Source organism: Roseovarius faecimaris (assembly GCF_009762325.1).
Lineage (GTDB): Bacteria > Pseudomonadota > Alphaproteobacteria > Rhodobacterales > Rhodobacteraceae > Roseovarius > Roseovarius faecimaris.
In genome coordinates this window covers 1,770,506-1,794,912 of sequence record NZ_CP034348.1, presented here as the reverse complement: position 1 = coordinate 1,794,912, position 24,407 = coordinate 1,770,506, and the positions used below count along the sequence as shown (strand labels likewise).

Sequence of the window (24,407 nt, the reverse complement as noted above, 5' to 3'; positions counted from 1 at the left end):
GCTGCTGCGTTACACAATTTTTGGGGAGCCGCGCGTGGCAGTCGGAACACGCAGATTGACATGGGAACGCATCAGTCAACTGCGCAGGCTGCGCCGTTTGCAGAATGCGGCCACCCTGGGGCTGGTCATTCTCGGGCCGTTGCTGGCGCTTGTCACCTACCTGGTGATGGGCCCGCTGGACCAGGGCAGTTCATCGAACCTGCTGCGGATCGCCCTGCTGGCCGATCTGATCTATGTGATCATCGTCGCCGCCCTCGTTTTGCAGCGTGTCGTGCAGATGGTCGCCGACCGGCGACAGCATTCGGCCGGCTCGCGGCTGCATCTTCGCCTGACCGGTGTGTTCGCGATCATGGCATTGGCGCCGACGATCACCGTGGCCATCTTTGCCACCTTCACGGTAAATATGGGACTTGAAGCGTGGTTTTCCGACCGGGTGGGGCGCGTGGTCGACAGCTCTGTCGCTGCGGCGCAAGCCTATGAGGACGAACACCGCCGCGACCTTGTCACCGATGCGCGGGTGCTCGCCTCGGTCATCAATGCAACCAAGCGCGCGGCCGTTTTCATCGACGATGGCGATATCCGGCAGGTGCTGTCCCGTGGGCAACGTGAAATTCAGCGCGGGCTGCGCGAGGCGTATGTGATCGATGGTACAGGCGAGATCCGTGCACGCGGTGAACGCTCCTATCTCTTCGATTATGAGCAGCCCAGTCCCGAGCAGTTCGAGGCGGCGCGTGAGGACGGGGTCCTTGTGATCCGGGACTGGGACAATAACGAGTTTCGCGCCCTGATGCCGCTGGAGGCGATCACAGACCGTTATCTCTATGTCAGCCGCAATGTGGATGGCGATATTCTCAACCTGCTCGATGAGACCCAGGAAACCGCGCGTTTCTATCAGCAGCGCGAAAGCGAACGGGACCGGGTGCTGTTTGAGTTTGGCCTGCTTTATCTGGGATTCGCGGTGATCCTCATCCTTGCCGCTGTCTGGCTTGGCATGTGGTTTGCCGAGCGGCTGTCGCGCCCGGTCGGACGGCTGACCTCTGCGGCGCAGCGCGTGGGCGAGGGCGATCTGGATGTGAAGGTGCGTGAAGAAGAAGGCGATGACGAGATCGCCATGCTGTCCACCTACTTCAACCAGATGACCCGGCAGCTCAAGGGCCAGCGAGACCGGCTTCTGACCAACACGCAACAGATTGAGCGCAGGCGACGCCTGTTTGACTCGGTGCTGGGGTCTGTGTCGTCCGGGGTGGTCGGGCTAGATGCACGCGGCCGGGTTACTTTCGTGAACCGCGCGGCAGAGCGGCTTCTTGACTGGCACGAGGACCAGCAATCGCTTGATCTGGCGGTGGCCGTTCCGGAATTCGGCGCCCTGTTTCAGCGTCTCAAGGGCAATGCGTCGGGCTTTGTTCAGGAAGAAATCAAGGTGATCCGCGGCCAGCGTCAGGAAAACCTTCTGGTGCGGATGTCAACCCGCCGCTCCGAGGATGGCAAGCGCGAGGGATATGTTGTGGCCTTCGACGATGTCACCGACCTGGTAAGCGCGCAGAGGATGGCCGCCTGGGGCGATGTGGCGCGGCGTATTGCACATGAGATCAAGAACCCGCTCACGCCGATCCAGCTCAGCGCGGAACGGATCAAGCGTAAATTCGGACGCCAGCTTGACACCGAGCAGGCCGAGCAGCTCGAACAACTCACCGATGTGGTGGTGCGCCAGACCAACGATCTTCGCCGGATCGTGGACGAATTTTCCAAATTTGCGCGTATGCCAGAACCTGAAACCAAGGAAGAAAGCCTGTCCAGGCTGGTCCGCGAAGCGACGTTGCTTCAGGAAAGCGGGCAACCCGATGTGCGGTTCGAAACCGATTTCACCCTGGATGAACTGCGTGCCGATCTGGATTCGACCATGATCAGCCAGGCCTTGACAAACCTGTTGAAGAACGCAGGTGAAGCTATTGAAAGTTTTGTGGAAAAAGGTGAGGCGCCAGACGGTTATGTGCCATTGATACGGGTGAGCAGCGCCGTGGATGACGGGGCGGCGGTCATCCGTATCGCCGACAATGGCATCGGTTTGCCGCAGGATCGTTCGCGACTCTTTGAGCCCTACGTGACCACTCGCGACAAGGGCACCGGGCTTGGCTTACCCATCGTCAAGAAAATCATTGAAGAACATGGCGGAACGCTGACGCTTGAGGATGCGCCGCCATTTGAAACAGGTGCCCATCAGGGCGCCATGGCGGTGATCCGCCTGCCTCTGATCGGAGGTGAATCCACGGGGCCGCTGCAGGCCGCCAGACAGGCAGTGTGAGGGTAAAATGGGCGATATTCTGATTGTTGACGACGAGCGCGATATCCGAGAGCTGATCGCGGATATTCTTGAGGATGAAGGGTTCAGCACACGGCGTGCGGGCAATTCCGACGAGTGTATGGCGGCCATCACCGAAGAGCGTCCGGCGCTGCTTATCCTGGATATCTGGCTGAAGGATAGCCAGATGGACGGGATCGACATCCTGAAGACCGTGAAGCGAGATTATCCGGAAGTGCCAGTGGTGATTATCTCGGGTCATGGCAATATCGAGATTGCCGTGGCGGCGATCAAGCAGGGGGCCTATGACTTTATCGAAAAGCCCTTCAACATCGATCAGTTGCTGGTAGTGATCCGCAGGGGAATGGAAACGGCGCATCTGCGGCGTGAGAACATAGCGCTGAAACAACGCGATACGGAGCCTGCTGAGATCCTCGGAGACTCCGCCTCATTGCGCATGCTGATCAGCCAGCTCGACAAGGTGACCAAGTCGAATGGCCGGGTGATGCTGACCGGCCCCGCAGGGTCCGGCAAGGAACTTGCAGCGCGCTATATACACGCCAATTCCAACCGCTCCAGCGGCCCTTTCGTTGTTGTGGGATGCGCATCAATTGAACCGGACCGGATGGAAGAGGTGCTTTTCGGGCGCGAAAACGGGGAGCGGGGGATCGAGCCTGGCCTGCTGGACGAAGCCAATGGCGGGGTGATCTACTTCGACGAGGTGGCGGATATGCCGCTGGGAACGCAGTCAAAAATCCTGCGTGTGCTGGTGGATCAGACGTTTCTGCGCGTGGGCGGGGCTGAGAAGGTGCGTGTGGATCTGCGAGTGATTTCCTCCACCAATCGCGATCTGGAAGTCGAGATCGAGGCCGAGCGGTTCCGCCGCGAGCTGTATCACCGGCTGAATGTCGTGCCCGTCGCAGTGCCCTCCCTCGAAGAGCGGCGCGAGGATATCCCGATCCTGGCTGAGCATTTCATTGATTTGTTCAATAAAACACAAGGGCTTCCACTCCGAAGCTTAAGTGAAGAGGCTTCGGCCCTTCTGCAAACCATGAGCTGGCCTGGCAATGTAAAGCAGTTGCGCAACGTGATCGAACGGGTGCTGATCCTGGGGGATGGAACGGGACCGATCCAGACCGGCGAGCTGCCTGGCGAGAGCACGCCCGAAAGCACGGACGAAGGGCGGGTTGTCCTCTCGGGTGCCGTGGCAACCATGCCCTTGCGCGAGGCGCGCGAGGCGTTTGAACGGGAGTATCTCCTGACGCAAATCAACCGGTTTGGTGGCAATGTCAGCCGCACGGCGGAGTTTGTGGGCATGGAACGCTCGGCGCTGCACCGCAAGCTGAAGTCGCTCGGCGTGGTGACCGGCTCGAAAGCGGGTGCGCGCGGGGCGCATGTCTGACCGCTTACGGTTTCGGTGGGCGTCATAAGATTTTTCGTAGGAAAAATCTTGGCCCAAGAAAATTCGTACGAATTTTCTCAATCCGGAGGTGTAACGATCTGATATTGCCCTGTTTTCAGCCGGATAGCACAGCTTTGCGCGGACAGCGGAGGCAGAACACGGGTCGGTGACAATGTCGTCTCCCGCACCACCGCGTCGTTACAAGCAGGCAGTCGCACCGGTTGATAGCCGCGTTGGGCCATGCAGGCTTCGACGAAATCCTCGCGCAAGCCTTCATTGGCATCATATGTCTCAATCCGGTCCGGGGTGATCTGAACCCAGACCGTCTGACAATAGCCATTCGCGTCGCAGAATGTCCGGGGCGTTTCGGAACCGGGAATGAACCGGGTATCCTGGTCGACAGGAATGGTTTCAAATCCTTTCTGCTTGCAAGCGCCCAGATCGGCGTTGAGCCGCTGAACCGGCGTGCCTTCCTTGTAAAACAGGCTCAGGGACGTGCAGCCCGCAAGAACACTCAGACCCAGAACACCCATAACTCGATACAGCATCGTGGCCCCCATCGGTGACGGGCCGCCTTTCATGGATTGACCAGGCCCGGCCCTTCTGTCATTCAAAACCCTCAAATGAGATGAGGCAAGCCCTATGAAGGTCATCATCTGCGGCGCAGGGCAGGTGGGCTGGCAGATCGCCCGCCATCTTTCCGGCGAAAAGAACGACGTGACGGTTGTCGATAACAATCCCGATCTGGTGCGCCGTGCCACCGATACGCTGGATGTTCAGGGCCTGGCGGGGTTTGCCAGCTATCCCGACGTTCTGGACCGGGCCGGCGCGCGCGATGCAGATATGATCATTGCCGCCACCTATTCGGACGAGGTCAACATGGTGACCTGTCAGGTGGCGCATTCGGTCTTTGCCATCTCGCGCAAGATTGCCCGTCTGCGCTCGCAATCCTATCTCGATGCGATCTATTCCGACCTGTATCGCCGCGACCACATGCCGATCGATGTGGTGATCAGCCCCGAACGCGAAGTGGCCGAGGCGGCTTTGCAGCGGCTCGCGGCACCAGCGGCCTTCGACACGGAACGCTTCTTTGACGGCAAGGCGCAACTCATGGGTCTGCGCCTGGAAGAGGATTGTCCGGTCGTCAACACGCCCCTGCGCCAGCTGAGCGATCTGTTCTCGACCCTGCGCGTGCTGGTTCTGGCCGTGCGCCGCGAAGGACGGCTTTTTGCACCGGAAGCGGGGGATCAGCTGTTTGTCGGGGATGAGGCCTATGTGTTTGCCCCTGTCGAGGATATTCCGCGCACGCTGGAGGTGTTCGGCAAGTCGGAGACCAAACAAGAGCGGATCGTGATCGTGGGCGGCGGCAATATCGGCCTGGCAGTCGCGAAGGCGCTTGAAGAACGCACCGACAGGATCCGTGCCAAGGTGATCGAGAAAAACCGGAGCATTGCCGAAAAGGCGGCGGATGCGCTGGAACGCACCATCGTTCTGCATGGCGACGGGCTGGATGCGTCACTTCTGGGAGAGGCGGGGATCGCGCGGGCGGATGCGGTGCTGGCCGTGACCGATGACGACAAGACCAACATGCTTGCCGCCGTACGCGCCAAAGCTGAGGGATGTCCGATGGCGATCAGCCTGATCAATGATCCGACCCTGATCCCGCTGCTGGAGCCGCTGGGCATCGACGCCTATATCAATCCGCGTGCCACGACGGTGAGTTCGATCCTGCGCCACATCCGCCATGGCCGGGTGCGCGGTGTGTATTCCATCGGCGATGCCGAAGCGGAAGTGATCGAGGCCGAAGTGCTTTCAACCTCCACCATTGCCGGATCCGCGATCCGCGACATTGATTTCCCCGAAGGCGTGCTGGTGGGGGCCGTCAAGAAGGGCGACGAGATACACAAGCCCACCGGAGGGCTCAGGATCGAGGCGGGCGATGTGATCGTCATCTTCGCGATGGCCTCGGATGTGGCAGAGGTCGAGCAGCTCTTGCAGGTCTCGATCGACTTTTTCTGATCATGCAGGACCGGCTGCTTTCCTTCCCGCTGATCCTGATCCTGTCAGGCATATCTGCGCTGATGATGCTGCTGCCGGCGATCGACGCGCTGACACGTCAGGATCATTCGGTGGCGCGGGTGTTTTTCTATGCGTCGGTTCTGGGACTGGCATTTGTGATGATCATCGGGCTGGCGATGTCGGGCCGCGAACGCACGGATAACAGCGATTTTGGCAACCTGCTTTCGCTGCTTCTGGCCTATACTCTGCTGCCGCTTTACCTGGCCGTGCCCTTTTACGAGGGGCTTGAGACGACGCGCTTCATCAACGCTTATCTCGAAATGGTCTCGGCTATCACCACCACCGGGCTGCCGATCTTTGATCAGGATCCGGGGCGGCTGGTCGATAGCCTTCATCTGTGGCGCGGGCTTGTCGGCTGGATGGGGGGGCTTCTCATCTGGGTGTCGGCCAGCGCGGTGCTGGCGCCGCTCAACCTGGGCGGCTTTGAAGTGACCGCGAGCGCCGAGCCGGGGCAGGGGGGCATCCAGATGGATCGGTTCGAACGGGCCAATTCCGCCAAGCGGCTGGCACAGATCACCTATGCGCTGGGGCCGCTTTATGTGGCGCTGACCGCAGCGCTTTGGTTTCTCCTGCTGCTGAATGGCGACCGGTCCTTCGTGGCCCTGATCCATGCCATGTCGGTGATGGCCACCAGCGGTATTTCATCGGTGGGAGGCGTGCAGAACGGCGCATCCGGCTTTGGCGGAGAGGCGGTGATGTTCCTCTTCCTGCTGTTCGCGCTGTCGCGTCTCACCTTTTCGTCCGATACCGCGACCATGCAGAAATCGAGCTTTCTCAATGACCCTGAATTCCGCATCGGTCTGTTGCTGGTGGCCATTGTCCCGCTGTTGCTGTTCGCGCGTCACTGGCTTGCGGCCTTCGATGTGGATGAGGTGGAGAACGTCAGACAGGCCGCACGGGCCTTGTGGGGCGGTGCTTTTACGGTTCTGTCCTTTCTCAGCACAACCGGCTTTGAAAGTGCAAGCTGGGGCACCGCGCGGGAGTGGTCAGGGCTGGGCACGCCGGGACTGATTCTGCTTGGGCTTTCCCTGGTGGGCGGAGGTGTCGCGACGACCGCGGGCGGGGTGAAGCTTCTGCGTGTTTACGCGCTATATCTCAACGGCCGACGCGAAATGGAGCGGCTGGTACACCCCTCCTCGGTGGGGCGCGCGCGCGGTCAGAGCCGCAGGATCCGCCGTGAAGGGGCGTTCATCGCCTGGATCTTTTTCATGCTGTTCGCGATTTCCCTGGCCCTGATCACCGTGGTGCTGGCGGCGCTGGGACAGGATTTTGAAAGCGCGATTGTGCTTTCGATCGCCACCCTGTCGACAACCGGTCCGCTGGCCTCGGTCGCTACGGAAGAGCCGATTGCGCTTTTGCAGCTTGGTACATCGGCCAAGCTGGTCCTGAGCGCCGCGATGGTGCTGGGGAGGATGGAAACCCTGGCGATTATCGCTTTGCTGAACCCGGCAATCTGGCGCGACTGAAAAGACAAATTTGCAGGGCCCTGAAACATCTTGATTTTAGGGGTGGAAAGTCACGCGCACGCTCGCCATACTCTGCGAGAGGGAGAAAGCGCCTGTTCAGGGCGTGTATAAGAATAAAGGCACAAAGATAATGGCTACGGACCGACAGAACCTGCAGGACGCGTTCCTGAATCAGGTGAGAAAGACCAAAATTCCGGTCACGGTATTTCTGATAAACGGCGTCAAGCTTCAGGGCGTGATCACCTGGTTTGATAATTTCTGCATCCTGCTGCGCCGCGACGGGCAGTCGCAACTGGTTTACAAACACGCGGTTTCGACAATCATGCCGTCGCAGCCGGTAAATCTGTATGATGGTGAAGACGGCGGCTGATGGGCGACGGACCAGCGGTCACCCGCGCCTGGGTGCTGCATCCTGACATTTCCGGAAAGGATCGCGCACGTGACCCCGGCCTTGCGCTGGAGGAAGCTGTGTCGCTGGCGCATGCGCTGCCCGAGCTGGAGGTGCTCGGGGCAGAAGTCGTGCGCCTGCCGAGGCCGCATCCCGGAAAGCTTTTCGGGAAGGGCAAGCTGGCCGAGCTGGGCGAGAGGTTGGCCGCCGAAGAGGTGGAACTGGTGCTGATCGATGGGTCGGTAAGCCCGGTGCAGCAGCGCAATCTGGAACGCGAATGGCAGGTCAAACTGCTCGACCGGACCGGGCTGATTCTCGAGATTTTCAGCGACCGCGCGGCAACGCGTGAGGGCGTGTTGCAGGTCGAAATGGCGGCACTCAGCTATCAGCGCACCCGTCTGGTGCGCGCCTGGACCCACCTGGAACGGCAGCGCGGCGGGCTGGGTTTTGTCGGCGGTCCCGGCGAGACACAGATCGAGGCCGACCGGCGCGCCATTGATGAACAACTGGTACGTTTGCGGCGGCAGCTGGCCAAGGTCGTCAAAACCCGCAGCCTGCATCGCGCGGCGCGCGCCAAGGTGCCGTTTCCCATCGTGGCGCTTGTTGGGTACACGAATGCGGGCAAGTCCACGCTCTTCAACCGGCTCACCGGGGCCGAGGTAATGGCCAAGGACATGCTCTTTGCCACGCTGGATCCGACCATGCGCAAGATTGCGCTGCCCGGCGGTGGGCCGGAGATCATTCTCAGCGACACGGTGGGTTTCATCTCGGATCTGCCGACCGAGCTTGTCGCCGCCTTCCGCGCCACGCTGGAGGAGGTGCTGGAGGCCGATCTCATTTGCCATGTGCGCGATATTTCTCATCCCGAGACAGAAGAGCAGGCCGAGGATGTGGCGGCGATCATGGCCAGTCTGGGCGTGCTGGAGACCACGCCCCGGATCGAGATCTGGAACAAGATCGACCGTCTGAGCGAAGACGAGCTGACCACTGTCAGGACCAGAGCCGCACGGGCCGACGGGGTGCATGCGATCTCGGCGGTTACGGGCGAGGGGCTGGAGGCACTGACCGACGCGATCACCGATGCGCTGGCAGGGGCCACACAAGAAGAAGAGCTGCGCCTGGCCTATGCTGAAGGGCGCGCGCGGGCCTGGCTCTATGAGAAGGGGCTGGTGGAGGCTGAGGCGCAGGATGAAGACGGGTACGTCCTGACCGTGCGCTGGAATGCGATACAAAAAGCGCAATTCGAGGGGCTCTGAGCGCTATACCGGCAACGCCGTTGTGTCTTTGATTTCTTCCATCACAAAGCTGGCCGACACATCATTCATCGCCACCTTGCCGATCAGGCGCTGATAGAGCCGGTCATATCCCTGCATATCGGCCACCCGCGCGCGGATCAGATAATCCAGATCGCCCGTCATCCGGTAGACCGAAAGGATCTCCGGCATGGATCGCGTGGCACGGGCGAAGGCATCGAGCCAGGCGGCGTCATGGGCTGCGGCGCGTACCTGCATGAAGACCATGAGCCCAAGCCCGAGCCGAGCCGGATCGAGCAGGGCCACACGCCCGGTGATGACGCCCGCCGCCTCCAGCGCCTTGATCCGGCGCCAGCAGGCGTTGCGCGACAGGCCAACCCTGTCGCCAAGCGCGTCAAGCGGGAGGCTGGCATCGCGTTGAAGCTCGGCGAGGATTTTGCGGTCAAGATCATCCATTATTTCCATGAATTGTGCATATCATGAGATATTGTCCCAACAAAGAGAAATATAACCTCAATAATGAGAGCATTTCTCAGCAGATAGTGAGTATCTTGGCCTCAAACACTATGCCAAGGGAGGCCATCATGTTTCGCCGTATTTTCATCGACCATCCGCAAAGCGTTGAAGAAAGCTATTTCGAGCATATGGCCTTTGCAGGCCGGTTCAGCCTGACCTTGTTTGCCGCCGGTTTCGCGGCGCTGGTCCATGCGCTGATCCCGTGCCTGTTCGAGAAAACAGCGAGTCGGCTGATCGCGCAGATGTATGCGCGCACCCATAACCGGGGTCAGTGAGTGGCCGTCTTGGAATAGAGGTTGATCACCACGATCCCGGCCACGATCAGCCCCATGCCGAGGATGGCAGGCCAGTCGAGCGCCTGCCGGAAGACGAGCCAGCCAAGCAGCGCGGTCAGGCATATGCCCATGCCGGACCAGAGTGCGTAGGTGATGCCCAAAGGCAGGTATTGCAGCACGATCATCATGCACCAGAAGGCCATGCCGAAGCCAACGACCACCCCAAGCGAGGGCCAGAGCCGGGTAAATTGCTGGCTCGCCTGTAGGCTGGTGGTCCCGAGGCCTTCAAACAGAACAGCGATTATCAGGAAGAAATAGGCCTTGCCCATGGGATACCTCGGCTGCGCTCATCTTTGTTTCGAAGCACAACGACAGAATCGGGCTCGGCGGTCAAGATTTCACTGTGTTTATGCGTTTACTAAGAGGCATTCACGACTTTGAGGAAGGTGGATTTGTCCACCTGATTCAATGTGGTATCGGCTAACAGGATGCCTTCTTTGATGTCCAGAACCAAATAAATGGTTTTTGCGTCGTCATTGCTGATGACGATCTTATCGGTACTTGACGGCTGACCAAACATATCGACTGAGGCCACTCGAAAGACATTGTCGCCCGCGGAGAGTTTGAGTTGAACCACCTCACCTGCGCCCAGGGTTACATAATCTCCGCCTTCATCCTCGAAGAAGAAATTCTTGCTCCCGGCCTTTTCAACGTTTCTCCAATATACCAACGCTGTATTTGGCGGCTCTGAGGCGACCAGAGATGCGATGCTGGATTTATCAGTGACGCCTTGGCCCGAACAACCAGCCAACAAAGTGGCAGATATCACAACGATGAACAGTGCATTGAAGAATGAGCGCATTTTAGGCTTCCGGAATAATTAAAGCAGGAAGCCTGAAACTGCCTGCCTTAATGTCATCTGATCACGGGCGCTGCGTCAATAATGACTTTACCCGATAATCCCGTTCAACGTCGCCGAGGGGCGCATCACCGCGGCCAGCTTGGCTTCGTCGGCGGTGTAGTAGCCGCCGGTATCAGCAGGTTTGCCCTGAGGCGCGGCCAGTTCGGCGACAATCGCGGCCTCGTTCTCGGCCAGGGCCTTGGCGACGGGGGCAAACTCCTCGGCCAGCGCCGCATCATCCGATTGCGCGGCCAGCGCCTCGGCCCAGTAGCGGGCAAACCAGTAGTGGCTGTCGCGGTTGTCCGGCTCGCCCACCTTGCGCGAGGGCGAGCGGCCGTGGTCGAGAATACCCTGCGTCGCCTCTTCCACTGCCTCACCCAGCACGCGCGCGCGCGGGTTGTTCTTGGCATCCGCGAGGAATTTGAAGCTTTCGCCCAGAGCGCAGAACTCGCCCAGGCTGTCCCAGCGCAGGTGGTTTTCGGCGTGAAGCTGCTGCACGTGTTTGGGCGCGGAGCCGCCGGCGCCGGTTTCAAACAGACCACCGCCATTCATCAGCTTCACGATGGACAGCATCTTGGCCGAGGTGGCCAGTTCGAGGATCGGGAACAGGTCCGTCAGGTAGTCGCGAAGCACGTTGCCGGTGATGGCGATGGTATTCTCGCCCTTGGTGATCGTCTCAAGGCTGGCGCGGGTGGCTTCGCGCGGGGCCATGATCTCGAACTTGTCGGTCACGCCTTTGGCTTCGAGGATCGGCTTCACGTACTCGATCAGTTCCGCATCATGGGCGCGGTCGGCATCGAGCCAGAAGATCGCGCGATAGCCGGTGGCCTTCTGCCGTTCGATGGCGAGGTTCACCCAATCCTCGATCGGGGCCTTGCGGGCCGAGGCGGAGCGCCAGATGTCGCCCGCTTTCACCTCATGGCTGTGCAGAACGGTGCCGTCATCGAGGATCATCTTAACGGTGCCGGCCTGCGAAATCTCGAAAGTCGTGGGATGCGAGCCGTATTCCTCGGCCTTTTGGGCCATGAGGCCAAGGTTCTGCACTGTCCCGGCGGTGGCCGGGTTCAGCGCGCCATTGGCTTTGAAGAACTTGATCGCCTCGTCATAGACCGGCGCATAGGAATTGTCGGGGATAACGCAGACTGCATCGCCCTCGTTTCCATCCGGGCCCCAGCCCTTGCCACCCGCGCGGATCAGGGCGGGCATGGACGCGTCGATGATTACGTCCGACGGCACATGCAGGTTGGTAATACCGCGATCGCTGTCGACCATGTACATGGGCGGGCGTTCAGCCGTCACGGCGTCAATGGCGGCCATGATCTCGGGCTCGTCCTTGACCTTGTCAAGCAATGCACCAAGGCCCTGATTGGGGTTTACGCCCAACTCGGCCAGTTTGGCGCCATGCGCTTCGAACACGGGTGCCAGCCAGGCCTTGACCGCATGGCCGAAGATGATCGGGTCGGACACTTTCATCATCGTGGCTTTCATGTGCAGCGAGAACAGCACGCCTTCGGCCTTGGTTTTCTCGATCTCGTCAGCAAGGAAGGCATCCAGGGCTGCGGCGCTCATGAAGGTGGCGTCAACCACCGTGCCCGCCGGATAGCTCACGCCATCCTTGAGCACGATTTCACCGTCTGCTGTCTCCAGCACGATCTTGGCCGTGGCGGCCTTGTCCAGCGTTGCCGATTTTTCGTTGGAGAAGAAGTCATTGCCCGGCATCGCGGCGACGCGGGTCTTGCTGTCCGCTTTCCATTCGCCCATGCGGTGCGGGTTGTTCTGGGCAAATTTCTTGACGGCGGCGGCGGCACGGCGGTCTGAATTACCTTCACGCAGAACCGGGTTCACTGCGGACCCCTTGATCGTGTCATATCGCGCGCGCACGGCCATTTCCTCGTCCGTAGACGGGGTTTCCGGATAGTCGGGAATGGCATAGCCCTTGGATTGCAATTCCTCGATAGCGGCCACAAGCTGTGGCACGGAGGCCGAGATATTGGGCAGTTTGATCACATTGGCCTCAGGCGTTTTCACCAGTTCGCCCAGTTCCGCAAGATCATCCGGAATGCGCTGCTCTTCGGTCAGGTTTTCCGGGAAGGTGGCCAGAATTCGCCCGGCAAGCGAGATATCCTTGGTGCCGACCGAGATACCGGCGGCGGAGGCGAAGCGCTGAATGATCGGCAGAAGCGACGCGCTGGCCAGTTCAGGAGCCTCATCGACCTTGGTGTAGACAATATCGGGGGTGGATGTGTTGGCCATCGGGAAACCTCTCTCGATTCGGGTGTGATCTTGTTGGCCTGCTCTTAGCGCAAAGAGGGGCGATAGGAAAGAGTTGTATGCAACGGTATACCGATTTGTCGCAGGACATCATTCGACATCTTCGGACTCGTTCAGAAAATGCATCAGCCCATAGGCCAGGCTGATCACTGCAAGCAGCCCGATGATAAGCGGAACGGGCGTTCCGTCAAAGGCAAGACCGATGGGAATAGTCAACATCACGGACCCAACCGTCGCCAATGCCGAAAAGACGCTCGTCGCCGTGCCGGCGATATGACCCATAGGCTCCAGCGCGATGGCGTTGAGATTGCCGAGGGTCATGGCGGTGTGCACGAAAATGGTGGTCTGCCAGAAGAGATAGAGCACAAAGGGCAGGGGACCGATCAGCCAGATATGCGCCAGCATCGCGAGGCTGATCAGGATGGTCGTCGCCATGGCCAGCCGGACCAGACGGCGCATGCCCAGGTGCATGACGAGGCTGGCATTCAAAAGGCTGAAGCCGCCCGAGACAAGCGCGATCAGGCAAAACCAGTAGGGGAAGCTTTCGGCGCGGTGATACGTGGTGTCAAACAGCGCGTGTATCGTACTGAGCGAGGCGAAAATACCGACGAAGCAGAGTGTCTGGATCACCGTGCTGAGGCGCACAACCGGGTGTGCCAGAACCTCCGACACCGCCGCTTTCAGTGCTTTTGCGCGAAACGGCAGGCGGCGTTCTTTTGGCAAGGGTTCAGCCACGCGCAGCCCCAGCCACGCCGCGCTCAGCAACGCAAAGAGGGCAAACACCCCGAACAGTCCGCGCCAGCCCGTATAGGCGATAACGAAACTGCCGATCAGCGGCGCAACCGCCGGCACCAGCGTGAACACCATCATGATGAAGGAGACGATCCGCGCCATACCGCGTCCCGCGTAATAGTCGCGGGTAATCGCCATGGGCACGACGCGTGCGGCTGATGCGCCGAGGCCCTGCAACACGCGCGCCAGCATCACCAGCTCAAGGCTGGTGGCCGCCCAGGCCAGCGCACAGGCCAGCACATAGAGCACCGAGCCCCACAGGACCACGGGCTTACGTCCGTAACTGTCCGAAAGCGGCCCGGCCAGGAATGTGCCGACCCCCATACCAAAGACAAAGCTTGTGACGACAAGCTGTGCGTGATTGGGCGCCTCCGGCGACAATTCCGACGCAATGCGAGGCAGTGCTGGCAACATCGCGTCGATGGAAAAGGCCACCGTCGCCACCAGCATCGCCATTAAGGCCACAAACTCGGTTCGGCCGATCGTGGGGCGGGGGGTGTGCTCGGTCATGGAACGGGCGCTATCACAGCGCAGAACGCCGCGCCAGAGTGCTCAGCTATCGGCCTGTTCCTCAGGGGGCGGCGGCGCATGCCGCATGTGATTGAGCAACCATTCGGCATGTTTTTCGCGCTTCTTGACGTGCATATGGGCGAAGAGCTGGATCGCCAGGGCAAAGACACCAAGACCGACGAAAATGAACACGGTGGTCGCGATCTTGCCCAGTGTTGTCGCCGGGACGAGTTCGCCATAGCCCACGGTTGACAGGGTCACCACGGTAAAGAAATAGCTGTCGATCCAACTCCAGCCTTCGACAATGTGGAAAAACACCGTGCCGCCGAAAATGATGAAGACAAGGGCAATGAAGATCGAAAGAACTTTCGAGTCGCGCATGGGCTCACTCCCTATGGGCCTGTGACATCAGGCTTCGTTGTCGCCGCTCTGGGACATCTCGTCGATCACCCTGACCCAGAGCTCGGCCGGCTGGCAGCCCGGCACCGCATGCTGGCCCGCCACGATAAAGGTGGGTACACCGGTGACGCCCATCTCGCGAAACTGCTTGTCGCGGGTGATGATCTCGTCGCGATCGGCGGTCGATTGCAGCAATTTGCGGATCACGGCCGCATCCATACCTTCTGCATCCGCCACATCGGCCAGCACATCCACATCGCCGATATCGCGGCCTTCGTCGAAATAGGCCCGAAAGAGCGCCATGGCGACGGCGGTCTGATCCCCCTCGATCCCGGCCCAGTGGATCAGCCGGTGCGCATCCAGGGTGTTCGGGGTGCGCGTGATCGCCTCGAAATTGATGTTGAGCCCCGCCGCCTCGGCGCGTTCCAGAACCGGGGCATAGGCCTTGACGGCGCCCTCCTTGCCACCGAACTTGGTTTCAAGATATTCCCGCCGGTCCATCCCCTCACGGGGCATGTCCGGGTTAAGCTGAAACGGGTGCCAGACCACTTCGAACGGATGCTCCGGGCGCTCGGCGAGTGCCTGATGCAGCAGGGTCTGCCCGATATAGCACCAGGGGCAGATCGGGTCGGAAATCACATCAAGCCTGATCATGAAGAGCCTCATAGATGGGACGCAGCGCGCGCCGCAGGATTTTGCCATTTGCTCCGGTGGGCAGAGCGTCCACATGGATAAAGGCGCGGGGGCATTTGTATCGCGCCAGATTGGCCTCGGCATGGGCGGCAAGTGCGGCCTCGTCAAGCGGCGCCGGGGCCGTGTAGAAAGCCATGATCAGCCGGGCATCCTGTTTGACCTCGATATCCGTGCAGGCGCAGGCCGTCAGCCCCTCAAAGCGGGTCATCACCGCCTCGACCTCCAGCGGCGAGACCCGATAGCCGCCGGCATTCATCATGTCGTCGGCGCGCCCCTTGTAGAAGATCTGGCCCTGCTCATCCATCACGCCCTGATCGCCGGTCAGAAACCACTCGCCCTGCATCCGCGCAGCCGTATCCTCGGGCGCGCCGAGATATTCCAGCATCAGCCCCGGATCGGAGCGGTGTACGGCAATCGTACCTTCCTCTCCCAAAGGGACCGGCACGCCATTCTCCAGAACAGCCACACGGCGGCCTTCTTGCGGGCGCCCCAGCGCGCCTCTGGTGGCCGGATGGGCCGGGCTGCCCGAAATGAAGGTGGAACATTCGGACATGCCATAGGCCTCGAAAAGCTCGGTTCCGGTGGCGGCAATCCAGGCGTCGTGGATCGTATCGGAAAGCTTTTCGCCCGCGGTCAGGCCGTGGCGCAGCTTGGGCAGAGCGGGCAGGGGGCCTTGAAGAAGCTTGCGGTAAACACCGGGCGCGGCGGCGAATATGGTGGCATCGTGCCGTTTGAGCAGCAGCGGCAGGTGGTCGGGATCGACCCCGACGGCCGGGATCAGCGCCGTGGCCCCGGCGGTCCAGGGATCCATGAGACCGGTGCCGAGCGTGTAGGTCCAGTTGAACGCGCCGGCATGGCAGACACGGTCGTTCCCGGTCAGCCCGTACCAGCCGTCAAACATCATCTGACGCGCCCAGATCGCCCGATGGGCATGCAGTACGGCGCGCGGTTTGCCCGATGTGCCGGAGGTAAAGATGATATAGCCAGGGCGGTTCGGATCGCCCACCGCATAGTCGGCCGGTGGCAGGTCGCGCATGCCGTGAAGCGTCGCCTCGTCCATCATGGGAATATCCACCTCCGGGCAGGCGATGTCGGCCCCCCTGAGGATCGCCGCGGGGCTGATGATGTCGATGATCTTCTGCACCTCGGGCTCGGTAAGCTGCGACGAGGTGGGAACAGGGACAAGATCAACCGCGATGCAGGCCAGATAGGCGATGGGAAACTCGACCGTATTGCCCAGCCGCATCAACACCCGGTCGCCCGGTCTCAGCCCCGATTGCAAAAGGCCCGTGGCAGTGCCGCGAATAGCCGCCTCCAGCCGCCCGTAGCTCCAGCGCTCGGCGCCGGAGAGGCCGAGGATGGCCAGCGCCACCTTGTCAGGCTGCGCGGCGGCGCGGCGCAGGACATGCGCGGCCATGTTGAACGGGTCGGGGCAGGGCGCAGGTGCGCCGTGATCGAAATCTGAGTGCATGCGCCAAGGCTTAGGCCCGTGGGCCGGATGTTGCAAGAGCCGCGGTCGGCTCCTATAGGTGAGGTATGACAGAGCGCGCACCAGGACAGCTGATCAGGATCGCCCGTGAAAGCGGGCGCGACGAGGTGCCCGAACCCCTGAACCTGGGCGAGCGGGTCCGCGAGCTGCGCAAGGCGCGCAACTGGACGCTGGAACAGGCCGCCACACATGCCGGTCTCGCGCGGTCGACCCTGTCAAAGATTGAGAACGGCCAGATGTCGCCCACCTATGAGGCGCTGAAGAAGCTGGCCGAGGGTCTGAGCATTTCGGTGCCCCAGCTTTTCACCCCCCCGCAGAAAAACCAGATCAACGGGCGCATGGCGGTGACGAAACAGGGGGAAGGCACGCATCAGGCGACCACGACCTATGAACACGAGTTGTTGGCCGACGCCCTGACGAAAAAGCAAATGTTGCCCTACCGCGCGCGGGTGCGGGCGCGCGACGAAAAGGAGTTCGGCGGCTGGGTGCGCCATGACGGTGAGGAATTCCTGTATGTGCTGACAGGTGTGATCAAACTCTATACCGAGTTTTACGAGCCGGTGACCATGCGGCGGGGCGACAGCGCCTATTACGATGCCACGATGGGTCATAACGTGATTTCGGTAAGCGATGAGGATGCGACGATCCTTTGGGTCACATCTCTGGTCTGAAAGGCCATCTTGCGGGGACGCCTGTCGATCCCGCTCCGACAATGAGACATATGCTGAATTGGGCAGGGGCGGCTTTGGCACTCGCTACGTGCGCCTCCGGCGGGAGTGTGTCTGCCAAGAAGAAGGGGAGGGCGCGCGATGACCAATCTGCTGATCCTGATATCGGATGAGCACCGGCGCGATGCGATGGGCTGTGCCGGGCACAAGCTGGTGAAGACACCGAACCTGGATGCTCTGGCGGCGCGCGGTGCGCTGTTCGAGAACGCCTATACGCCCTGTCCGATGTGCGTGCCCACCCGGGCGGCGCTTGCCTGTGGCGACTATGTGCACCGGACGGGGTATTGGGACAGCGCCACGCCCTATGACGGCACGCAGCGCAGCTGGATGCACGAGCTGAGGGAGGCCGGACGCGACGTTGTGTCGATCGGCAAGCTGCATTTCCGGTCCGGCGAGGATGATAACGGGTTCTCAGAAGAGATCTTGCCGATGCATGTGGTCGGCGGGGTCGGCTGGGCGATTGGCCTGTTGCGCGAAGAGCCGCCCGATTACGACGCCGCCGCCGAGCTGGCCGGGGATGTGGGACGCGGGGCCAGCAGCTATACCGATTACGATCTGATGATCACGCAGGCCGCGGAGGCGTGGCTTGGCGACAGGGCGCGCAAGCAGAGACCCTGGGCTGCATTCGTATCGCTGGTGAGCCCGCATTACCCGTTGAAGGCCCCGCAGGACTGGTATGACCTCTATGATCCGGAAACGGTCGATCTGCCGGTTGGATATGCCGCCGAGGCGGATCATCCGGAGTTGCGGCACCTGCGCCGCTTTTTCAAATATCAGGAATATTTCGACGCGCAGAGAATGCGCGAGGCGCGGGCGGCGTATTACGGGCTGACCTCTTTCATGGATGACTGCCTGGGCCGGGTGCTGCACGCGCTGGAAGACAGCGGGCAGGCCGAGGATACGCTTATCCTCTATGTCTCCGATCATGGCGAGATGCTGGGGGATCATGGGTACTGGACCAAGCAGGTGATGTACGAGGCCTCGGCCGGGGTGCCGATGATCCTTGCGGGGCCGGGTGTGCCGCCGAGGCGGCGGGTGCGCAGCGGGGCCAGCCTTCTGGATATCGCGGCGACGGCGCGGGAGGTGGCGGGCCTGCCTGCCCGGGCGGAGAGGCCCGGGCAATCCTTGCGGGCGCTGGCGCAGGCCCCGGACGACCCTGATCGCACCGTCTTCAGCGAATATCACGATGGCGGGTCCTCGACGGGGACGTTCATGATCCGATGGGACAGGTGGAAATATGTCCATTATGTCGGGTATGCGCCCCAGCTTTTTGACCTGGAGACGGATCCTCAGGAGTTTCAGGATCTTGCGCCGCGCGCCGCCCGGGAGCCGCATATCGCGGCCATCCTCGCCGAAGGGCGCGCGCGGCTTCAACGGATCTGCGACCCGGATGTCGTGAATGCCCGCTGTTTTGCGGATCAAAAAGCCCGGATCGAAGAACTGGGTGGGGTCGACGCCTGTCGAAACGCGTATGTGTTCAATCACACACCGGCCCCGGGCGAAACCGAAGAGGGCGCGCCGCTCTAGCTCTGCGTGCCGATCCGGTCGAGCGCCGCCTGCAGGGCGGGTGCTTCCATCTGCTCGACAGGCAGCGCCAACAGGGCCGAGGCCCGCGCATGCAACTGGTCATATGCGGTGCGAAAAGCGGGCTCCCATGCGGGTTCGTCCTGTGCGGCGGGGTCGTCTACCCCCCAATGCGCCCGCAGCGGCGCCCCCGGCCAGAGCGGACAGGTTTCGCCCGCCGCCGAGGCACAGACGGTGATTACCACGTCCATCGCGGGCGCATCCGGTCCTGCGAATTCATCCCAGCTTTTGGAGCGGGCGCCGATGGTGTCATATCCAAGCTCAGACAGCTGGGTCAGCGATTGCGGATGCACAAGGCCGGTCGGCTGTGAGCCTGCGGAAAAGGCGCGCACACGGCCTGCACCGAGCCGGTTCAGGATGGCTTCGAGCAGGATGGAGCGGGCCGAATTACCGGTGCAGAGAACGAGGAAATTCATCAGCCCGATTTAACCAGAGCTTGTAACGGTGATGTGACGGATCAGAACCAGCTTTGCACAGTGCGCGACGCGGCCGAGACATCCTCGCCCATACCTTCGATCGTCCCACAGCCCGCCAGCGCGGCGAGAAGCCCAAGAATGGCCAGATGTTTCATCGATTTGCCTCAAGCTTTGCAGGGGTTTTGCGCCCCTAATCCTGCCACCACCATACCTCAGGCAGGAAGTGAATGCCATCCCCGTAGATCGGCAGGCGATCTTTTGCATATGTCAGCTGTTTCACATGCGCCACACGCCCGACAGCGTAATTATGGATGGGAATGACATAGCGCCCGCTGGTCAGCACCCGGTCAAGCGCACGGGTCGCGGCGATAAACGCCTCCCGGCTTTCAGCGGTCAGCATGGCGTCGATCATCGCATCCGCCGCCGGGCTTTTCATACCCATCAGGTTGCGGCTGCCGGGCTGGTCGGCCACGGCCGATCCCCAGTAAAACGCCTGCTCATTGCCCGGGCTGAGCGAAATGGCACGGCGGATGAAGGTAAGATCGAAATCGAATTGCGCCTCGCGTTCGGCAAATTGCGCCTTGTCGATCTGCTGTACGGTGAGCGTGATCCCGAGACGCGCCAGCGCGCCTGAATAAATATCCATGATCGCTGTCGCCTGCTGCAACAGGGCGTCTTGCTGTAACAGCACCTCCAGCTCAAGCGTCTCTCCGGCGGCGTTCTTGAGGCGACCGTCCTGCACCGTCCATCCCGCCTCTTCCAGCAGGGCGCGGGCGCGGCGCAGATTGGCGCGGTTGCGTTTCGTGCCGTCCGAGACGGGCAGGCTGTAACCTTCCAGCGCACCGGGCGGCAGGCTCTGCGCGAACGGCTCCAGAAGCTCCCGGACAGCGCCGGTCGCGGGGCCATCCTGCATGCCCAGCTCGGAATTGGAAAAATAGGATGTGATGCGCGGCTGGCGGCCGCCGGTCAGCGTGTCGTTGATAAACTCGAAGTTGAACGCATGCAGCAGCGCATCGCGCACCCGCCAGTCATCCAGCGGCGCCCGGCGGGTGTTGAACACAAACCCGGTGATGCCTGAAGGCTTCTGATGGGGAATTTCCGATTTCACGATGTCGCCGCGTTCAACGGCCGGAAAATCATATTGTGTGTCCCAGCGCTCGGCGTTGAATTCGCGGACAAAGGAAATCGCCTGCGCCTTGAACGCCTCTTTCATCACCGTGTCGTCGCCGTAGAACTCGATCCGGATCTCATCGAAATTGTTGGTGCCGCGCCGGAGGGGAAGGTCGTTGCCCCAGTAATCGGGATTGCGCTGCAGAACGACATTGCGGTCGATCTCATAGCTGTCGACCACATAAGGTGCCGTTCCGATGGGAATGTCGTCAAGCCCGGCCTCGGCAAAATCCCGTTCGGTCCACTGTGCTTTCTTCAGGATCGGACGCAGCCCGGCAATAAGCGCCAGTTCACGGTCAGCCGTGTTGAAGCTGATCCGGACAGTGCGCGGCCCGGTTGCCTCGATACGCTCGATCTTGGACCAGAGGTTCTGGTAACGCAGATGGCCCACGGTGCCCAAAGTCTCATAGGACCAGATCACATCCTCGACCGTGACCGGGGATCCATCGGAGAATCGCGCCTCCTCGCGCAGGGTAAACTCGACCCAATCGCGCGCCGGGCTGGTCTCGACCGATTCGGCCAGAAGGCCATAAAGCGAGAAGGGTTCGTCATAGGAACGCCCCATGAGCGACTCGTAAGCGAGGAACCTCAGTTGCCAGGGCGGGGTGCCTTTGCGGGCGAAGGGATTGAGCGAATCGAAACCGCCCACATTGCCGGTGATCAGCTGCCCGCCCTTGGGGGCGTCGGGGTTGGCATAGGGCAGAGACACAAAATCAGGTGGTAGGACCGGGTCGCCATACATAGCTATGCCATGTCGCGGTTCGGCCCCTGCAAAGCTGGCCGGAAAAACAACTGCAAGAATCAGCGCCCCGCGCCGCAATGAGCGGAAAAATTCTGATCTCATTATCGCAACAATCCTTAACTGCCCTTGTTTTCTTTACTGCCTAGGTAAAGACGGTTTTATGTCTTTTCAAACTTTTAGCTTGGCCAGCGGCGCTGAAACGCTTATAAAGGGGTCACTGCTCGATAGGTTTCTTGCCTGTATGAAACCTGCCTCAATAACTTAACGCCCGCTTCGTGCGGGCGTTTTTTTTGGCCGGGTGGCTTTGCTGCCGGGCAAAGATCGGGTGCATTCCGGCGCGGCGCGAATTATGCTGCAACTGCAAACAAAGGAGTGCATCGAAATGAGCGTGAGCGGAAAAACAGCGGTTGTCACCGGGTCGACCTCGGGCATTGGTCTTGGCATTGCGACCGAGCTTGCCAGGGCCGGGGCGAATGTGATCCTGAACTCGTTTACGGATTCGGAAGAGGATCATGCGCTGGCCGCGTCGCTGGCGGAGGAGCACGGCGTGAACGCGCGCTACATCCAGGCCGACATGTCCAAGGCGGATCAGTGCCGGGGCCTGATCGAAAAGGCGGGGGCCTGCGATATCCTCGTCAACAATGCCGGCATTCAGCACGTGGCCCCGATCCCGGAGTTCCCGGTAGAGAAGTGGGACGCGATCATCGCGATCAACATGTCCTCGGCCTTTCACACCACGGCCGCCGCTCTGCCGATGATGCGCAAGGCGGGATGGGGCCGGGTGATCAACATCGCCTCGGCACACGGCCTTCGCGCCAGCCCGTTCAAATCGGCATATGTCACGGCCAAGCATGGTGTGGTCGGGATGACCAAGGTCGTGGCGCTGGAAACGGCAAAAGAGCCGATCACCTGCAATGCGATCTGCCCGGGCTATGTGCTGACCCCGCTGGTCGAGGCACAGATCCCGGATACGGCCAAGGAATATGGCATTTCCGAAGATGAGGCGATTGAGAAGGTGATCCTGCTCAAACAGCCCTCGAAAGAATTTGTCACGGTCGAGCAACTGGCCGGTATCGCGCTGTTCTTGTGTTCGGATGCTGCCGCGCAGATGACCGGCACGACGCTGACCGCGGATGGTGGCTGGACCTCGCAATAATCCCGATTGGCCCGACGGCCATCCGACCGGGGCGAGGGGCCGTTCCGTCGTGGTCCCCGGTCATATCAGAGCCAGGAAGAAAGGGCGCGCATGGTGGAGGTGAAGCGGATCAATCTGGCTTTGCAGGGTGGTGGCGCGCATGGCGCCTTTACCTGGGGGGTGCTCGACCGTCTGCTGGAGGATGAGCGGATCGAGGTGGCGGGGATATCCGGCACTTCGGCAGGTGCGATGAATGCGGCCGCGTTCAAATCGGGCTGGCTGGAAGACGGGCGGGCGGGCGCTCGGGCCAAACTCGACTGGCTCTGGCACAGGCTGGGAGCGGTGCAGGACATGCGCATGCCCGGATGGATGGCAGGCGGGTTGCCTTTGCCCGGATTGCTGAGCGGCGCGCTGGAGCTGTCACCGGGCTACCAGATGGCCGATGCGGCCTCCCGGCTGGTGTCGCCCTATGCGTATGGCCCGCTCTATCGCAATCCGCTGGAGCCGGTAGCGCGCGCGTTTGATTATGAGGAGGTCTGCGCGGCAACCGGCCCGAAGCTGTTTATCGGGGCGACAAATGTGCATGACGGCAAGATCCGGGTCTTTCAGGGCGATGAGATCAGCACGGATGTGCTTTTGGCCTCGGCCTGTCTGCCGACGCTGTTTCAGGCGGTGGAAATCGACGGCGCACACTACTGGGATGGCGGCTATACCGGCAATCCGGCGTTGTTTCCGCTTTTTGATCCCGACCTGCCCGATGACATCCTGATTGTGAACATCAACCCGCTGGAGCGCCGCGAGGTGCCACGCAGCCCGCAGGAGATCCAGAACCGGATCAACGAGATCAGCTTCAACTCATCGCTTTTGCGCGAGCTGCGCGCGATCCGCTTTGCCCAACGGCTGATTGCTGACGGGGCCGTCAAGCAGGGCGCGATGAAATATGTGCTGGTCCATATGGTGGCGGATGATGCGCTGATGGGGGCGCTTTCGGTGGCCACGAAGCTTATTCCCAATCCCTATCTGCTGGCCCGGCTGAAGGAGTCGGGGCGCGCGGCCTGCGACACATTCCTCGCGCAGCATTTCGATGATCTGGGTCAGCGCAGCAGTACCGATATCGAGGCGATGTTCGATTAACCACGCGCTCGGGGCGCGGTTACTTGTCCTGACTTTCGAGCATTTGGTCCCCCGGATAAACCAGCCCTGCCGAAATCACGAGCTTGGCCGCCTCTTCCACGCTCATGTCGAGCTCGATCACGTCTTCCTTCGGCAGGAACAGAAGAAAGCCCGAGGTCGGGTTGGGAGTGGTGGGCAGGAATATGCTCATCAGTTCGCCGCTTGTTTCCGCGCGGCGGGCGATCTCGCCCTTGGCGGTGGTGGAGATGAAGCCGATCGCCCAGATACCCTTGCGCGGATACTGGATCAGACAGGCCTTTTCAAAGCTCCGTTCGGATTGGGCAAATACCGTCTCGGCGATTTGTTTCACGCCGGAATAAATGCTGCGCACCACCGGCATCCGGTCGACCAGGGATTCAGCGAAATTGATAAGCGACCGTCCGATAAGTCCCTTGGCAACCCAGCCCACGAAGATGGTGAAGATCAGGAAGATGATCACCCCAACGCCGCGCAGGTTGATGCCGATGTATTTCTCAGGCTGGAAATCATAGGGCACCAGCGGCAGCACAACGCTGTCGATCCAGCCGATCACGGCCCAGACAAGCCAGACGGTAAGCGCCACCGGCGCGATCACCACGATCCCGGTCAGAAAGCTCGCGCGCAGCCCGGCAAAACGGCCCGGCTTGCGCGGCTCGTGCGGCTCTTCGTCGAAAGGCGTGTTCATGATTGGCAGGCTCTGATCGGGTACTGACGCGCTATGTAAGCAGAAATCCGCCGCCCTACAAT

The 24,407-nt window shown here is 61.1% G+C and carries 24 protein-coding genes; 11 read left to right on the top strand and 13 right to left on the bottom strand.

Annotation, left to right across the window (positions count from 1 at the left end):
* The first annotated feature begins 34 nt into the window (after positions 1-34).
* Both EI983_RS09210 and ntrX read left to right on the top strand, forming a co-directional pair.
* Entirely contained in the window at positions 35-2,302 is a 2,268-nt protein-coding gene (locus EI983_RS09210) for a sensor histidine kinase NtrY-like (RefSeq protein ID WP_246162362.1), read from the top strand.
* A 7-nt stretch (positions 2,303-2,309) separates the two neighbouring features.
* The gene (ntrX, locus tag EI983_RS09205; RefSeq protein ID WP_157707073.1) at positions 2,310-3,701 is read left to right on the top strand and encodes a nitrogen assimilation response regulator NtrX; all 1,392 of its coding nucleotides are present in this window, start codon (positions 2,310-2,312) and stop codon (positions 3,699-3,701) included.
* A gap of 77 nt (positions 3,702-3,778) precedes the next feature.
* On the opposite strand, the gene EI983_RS09200 is transcribed toward ntrX, so the two are convergent.
* Positions 3,779-4,249, bottom strand: coding sequence for a hypothetical protein (locus tag EI983_RS09200; protein ID WP_198389403.1), 471 nt, complete (start codon positions 4,247-4,249; stop codon positions 3,779-3,781).
* Between the two features lie 94 nt (positions 4,250-4,343).
* Between EI983_RS09200 and trkA the strand changes: the two genes are divergently transcribed.
* The 4 genes from trkA to hflX all read left to right on the top strand — a co-directional run bounded on the left by trkA (position 4,344) and on the right by hflX (position 8,890).
* Positions 4,344-5,720 (top strand): Trk system potassium transporter TrkA, encoded by a 1,377-nt coding sequence (gene trkA, locus EI983_RS09195; RefSeq protein ID WP_157707071.1) that lies wholly within the window; start codon positions 4,344-4,346, stop codon positions 5,718-5,720.
* A gap of 2 nt (positions 5,721-5,722) precedes the next feature.
* Positions 5,723-7,246, top strand: coding sequence for a TrkH family potassium uptake protein (locus EI983_RS09190; protein ID WP_157707070.1), 1,524 nt, complete (start codon positions 5,723-5,725; stop codon positions 7,244-7,246).
* 130 nt (positions 7,247-7,376) lie between these two features.
* On the top strand, positions 7,377-7,616 hold the full coding sequence (hfq, locus tag EI983_RS09185; RefSeq protein WP_157707069.1) for an RNA chaperone Hfq: 240 nt from the start codon (positions 7,377-7,379) through the stop codon (positions 7,614-7,616).
* On the top strand, positions 7,616-8,890 hold the full coding sequence (gene hflX / locus EI983_RS09180) for a GTPase HflX (protein WP_157707068.1): 1,275 nt from the start codon (positions 7,616-7,618) through the stop codon (positions 8,888-8,890). Before hfq ends, hflX begins: the two co-directional genes overlap by 1 nt.
* Before the next feature lie 3 nt (positions 8,891-8,893).
* On the opposite strand, the gene EI983_RS09175 is transcribed toward hflX, so the two are convergent.
* Positions 8,894-9,352 (bottom strand): Lrp/AsnC family transcriptional regulator, encoded by a 459-nt coding sequence (locus tag EI983_RS09175; RefSeq protein WP_157707067.1) that lies wholly within the window; start codon positions 9,350-9,352, stop codon positions 8,894-8,896.
* A gap of 119 nt (positions 9,353-9,471) precedes the next feature.
* On the opposite strand from EI983_RS09175, the gene EI983_RS09170 reads away from it, so the two are divergent.
* Positions 9,472-9,678, top strand: coding sequence for a DUF6356 family protein (locus tag EI983_RS09170; protein WP_157707066.1), 207 nt, complete (start codon positions 9,472-9,474; stop codon positions 9,676-9,678).
* Here EI983_RS09170 and EI983_RS09165 read toward each other — a convergent pair.
* The 7 genes from EI983_RS09165 to EI983_RS09135 all read right to left on the bottom strand — a co-directional run bounded on the left by EI983_RS09165 (position 9,672) and on the right by EI983_RS09135 (position 16,715).
* Positions 9,672-10,007, bottom strand: a complete 336-nt coding sequence (locus EI983_RS09165) for a DMT family transporter (protein WP_157707065.1) — start codon at positions 10,005-10,007, stop codon at positions 9,672-9,674. The two genes, EI983_RS09170 and EI983_RS09165, sit on opposite strands and share 7 nt — an antisense overlap.
* An 89-nt stretch (positions 10,008-10,096) precedes the next feature.
* On the bottom strand, positions 10,097-10,540 hold the full coding sequence (locus EI983_RS09160) for a hypothetical protein (RefSeq protein WP_157707064.1): 444 nt from the start codon (positions 10,538-10,540) through the stop codon (positions 10,097-10,099).
* 87 nt (positions 10,541-10,627) lie between these two features.
* Entirely contained in the window at positions 10,628-12,832 is a 2,205-nt protein-coding gene (locus EI983_RS09155) for an NADP-dependent isocitrate dehydrogenase (RefSeq protein WP_157707063.1), read from the bottom strand.
* Positions 12,833-12,940: 108 nt separating this feature from the next.
* Positions 12,941-14,152: a multidrug effflux MFS transporter gene (locus EI983_RS09150; RefSeq protein ID WP_157707062.1), complete on the bottom strand. Its 1,212-nt coding sequence runs from the start codon at positions 14,150-14,152 to the stop codon at positions 12,941-12,943.
* A gap of 42 nt (positions 14,153-14,194) precedes the next feature.
* The gene (locus tag EI983_RS09145; protein WP_157707061.1) at positions 14,195-14,533 is read right to left on the bottom strand and encodes a potassium channel family protein; all 339 of its coding nucleotides are present in this window, start codon (positions 14,531-14,533) and stop codon (positions 14,195-14,197) included.
* A 27-nt stretch (positions 14,534-14,560) separates the two neighbouring features.
* The gene (locus tag EI983_RS09140) at positions 14,561-15,205 is read right to left on the bottom strand and encodes a DsbA family oxidoreductase (RefSeq protein WP_157707060.1); all 645 of its coding nucleotides are present in this window, start codon (positions 15,203-15,205) and stop codon (positions 14,561-14,563) included.
* A complete protein-coding gene (locus EI983_RS09135; RefSeq protein ID WP_157707059.1) occupies positions 15,192-16,715 on the bottom strand; it encodes a class I adenylate-forming enzyme family protein in 1,524 nt (507 codons plus the stop codon). The genes EI983_RS09140 and EI983_RS09135 overlap by 14 nt, the downstream gene beginning before the upstream one ends.
* A gap of 65 nt (positions 16,716-16,780) precedes the next feature.
* Between EI983_RS09135 and EI983_RS09130 the strand changes: the two genes are divergently transcribed.
* Positions 16,781-17,404, top strand: coding sequence for a helix-turn-helix domain-containing protein (locus EI983_RS09130; protein ID WP_157707058.1), 624 nt, complete (start codon positions 16,781-16,783; stop codon positions 17,402-17,404).
* Between the two features lie 138 nt (positions 17,405-17,542).
* On the top strand, positions 17,543-18,988 hold the full coding sequence (locus tag EI983_RS09125) for a sulfatase-like hydrolase/transferase (protein ID WP_157707057.1): 1,446 nt from the start codon (positions 17,543-17,545) through the stop codon (positions 18,986-18,988).
* Here the strand turns inward: EI983_RS09125 and EI983_RS09120 are convergent.
* The 3 genes from EI983_RS09120 to EI983_RS09110 are packed head-to-tail and all read right to left on the bottom strand — an operon-like array spanning position 18,985 to position 21,475.
* Positions 18,985-19,461 carry an arsenate reductase ArsC gene (locus tag EI983_RS09120; RefSeq protein ID WP_157707056.1) on the bottom strand — a complete coding sequence of 159 codons (477 nt, stop codon included), beginning with the start codon at positions 19,459-19,461 and terminating at the stop codon, positions 18,985-18,987. The two genes, EI983_RS09125 and EI983_RS09120, sit on opposite strands and share 4 nt — an antisense overlap.
* A 41-nt stretch (positions 19,462-19,502) precedes the next feature.
* Positions 19,503-19,616 carry an entericidin EcnA/B family protein gene (locus EI983_RS09115; RefSeq protein ID WP_157707055.1) on the bottom strand — a complete coding sequence of 38 codons (114 nt, stop codon included), beginning with the start codon at positions 19,614-19,616 and terminating at the stop codon, positions 19,503-19,505.
* Between the two features lie 35 nt (positions 19,617-19,651).
* Entirely contained in the window at positions 19,652-21,475 is a 1,824-nt protein-coding gene (locus EI983_RS09110) for an extracellular solute-binding protein (RefSeq protein ID WP_157707054.1), read from the bottom strand.
* A gap of 280 nt (positions 21,476-21,755) precedes the next feature.
* Between EI983_RS09110 and EI983_RS09105 the strand changes: the two genes are divergently transcribed.
* Positions 21,756-22,529: a 3-hydroxybutyrate dehydrogenase gene (locus EI983_RS09105; protein WP_157707053.1), complete on the top strand. Its 774-nt coding sequence runs from the start codon at positions 21,756-21,758 to the stop codon at positions 22,527-22,529.
* A gap of 90 nt (positions 22,530-22,619) precedes the next feature.
* Positions 22,620-23,642, top strand: a complete 1,023-nt coding sequence (locus tag EI983_RS09100) for a patatin-like phospholipase family protein (protein ID WP_157707052.1) — start codon at positions 22,620-22,622, stop codon at positions 23,640-23,642.
* 19 nt (positions 23,643-23,661) lie between these two features.
* Here EI983_RS09100 and EI983_RS09095 read toward each other — a convergent pair whose 3' ends face one another.
* Positions 23,662-24,345, bottom strand: a complete 684-nt coding sequence (locus EI983_RS09095; protein WP_157707051.1) for a DUF502 domain-containing protein — start codon at positions 24,343-24,345, stop codon at positions 23,662-23,664.
* Between the last annotated feature and the right edge of the window lie 62 nt (positions 24,346-24,407).

Excerpts from the sequence above, each read along its gene's own strand:
- EI983_RS09140 (WP_157707060.1), bottom strand. The coding sequence starts at position 15,205 with ATGATCAGGCTTGATGTGATTTCCGACCCGATCTGCCCCTGGTGCTAT.
- EI983_RS09190 (WP_157707070.1), top strand. The coding sequence starts at position 5,723 with ATGCAGGACCGGCTGCTTTCCTTCCCGCTGATCCTGATCCTGTCAGGC.
- EI983_RS09100 (WP_157707052.1), top strand. The coding sequence starts at position 22,620 with ATGGTGGAGGTGAAGCGGATCAATCTGGCTTTGCAGGGTGGTGGCGCG.
- ntrX (WP_157707073.1), top strand. The coding sequence starts at position 2,310 with ATGGGCGATATTCTGATTGTTGACGACGAGCGCGATATCCGAGAGCTG.
- EI983_RS09155 (WP_157707063.1), bottom strand. The coding sequence starts at position 12,832 with ATGGCCAACACATCCACCCCCGATATTGTCTACACCAAGGTCGATGAG.
- EI983_RS09125 (WP_157707057.1), top strand. The coding sequence starts at position 17,543 with ATGACCAATCTGCTGATCCTGATATCGGATGAGCACCGGCGCGATGCG.
- EI983_RS09200 (WP_198389403.1), bottom strand. The coding sequence starts at position 4,249 with ATGCTGTATCGAGTTATGGGTGTTCTGGGTCTGAGTGTTCTTGCGGGC.
- EI983_RS09095 (WP_157707051.1), bottom strand. The coding sequence starts at position 24,345 with ATGAACACGCCTTTCGACGAAGAGCCGCACGAGCCGCGCAAGCCGGGC.
- EI983_RS09120 (WP_157707056.1), bottom strand. The coding sequence starts at position 19,461 with ATGAATTTCCTCGTTCTCTGCACCGGTAATTCGGCCCGCTCCATCCTG.
- trkA (WP_157707071.1), top strand. The coding sequence starts at position 4,344 with ATGAAGGTCATCATCTGCGGCGCAGGGCAGGTGGGCTGGCAGATCGCC.
- EI983_RS09145 (WP_157707061.1), bottom strand. The coding sequence starts at position 14,533 with ATGCGCGACTCGAAAGTTCTTTCGATCTTCATTGCCCTTGTCTTCATC.
- EI983_RS09110 (WP_157707054.1), bottom strand. The coding sequence starts at position 21,475 with ATGAGATCAGAATTTTTCCGCTCATTGCGGCGCGGGGCGCTGATTCTT.
- EI983_RS09170 (WP_157707066.1), top strand. The coding sequence starts at position 9,472 with ATGTTTCGCCGTATTTTCATCGACCATCCGCAAAGCGTTGAAGAAAGC.
- EI983_RS09160 (WP_157707064.1), bottom strand. The coding sequence starts at position 10,540 with ATGCGCTCATTCTTCAATGCACTGTTCATCGTTGTGATATCTGCCACT.
- hfq (WP_157707069.1), top strand. The coding sequence starts at position 7,377 with ATGGCTACGGACCGACAGAACCTGCAGGACGCGTTCCTGAATCAGGTG.
- hflX (WP_157707068.1), top strand. The coding sequence starts at position 7,616 with ATGGGCGACGGACCAGCGGTCACCCGCGCCTGGGTGCTGCATCCTGAC.
- EI983_RS09150 (WP_157707062.1), bottom strand. The coding sequence starts at position 14,152 with ATGACCGAGCACACCCCCCGCCCCACGATCGGCCGAACCGAGTTTGTG.
- EI983_RS09130 (WP_157707058.1), top strand. The coding sequence starts at position 16,781 with ATGACAGAGCGCGCACCAGGACAGCTGATCAGGATCGCCCGTGAAAGC.
- EI983_RS09165 (WP_157707065.1), bottom strand. The coding sequence starts at position 10,007 with ATGGGCAAGGCCTATTTCTTCCTGATAATCGCTGTTCTGTTTGAAGGC.
- EI983_RS09115 (WP_157707055.1), bottom strand. The coding sequence starts at position 19,616 with ATGAAACATCTGGCCATTCTTGGGCTTCTCGCCGCGCTGGCGGGCTGT.
- EI983_RS09135 (WP_157707059.1), bottom strand. The coding sequence starts at position 16,715 with ATGCACTCAGATTTCGATCACGGCGCACCTGCGCCCTGCCCCGACCCG.
- EI983_RS09105 (WP_157707053.1), top strand. The coding sequence starts at position 21,756 with ATGAGCGTGAGCGGAAAAACAGCGGTTGTCACCGGGTCGACCTCGGGC.
- EI983_RS09175 (WP_157707067.1), bottom strand. The coding sequence starts at position 9,352 with ATGGAAATAATGGATGATCTTGACCGCAAAATCCTCGCCGAGCTTCAA.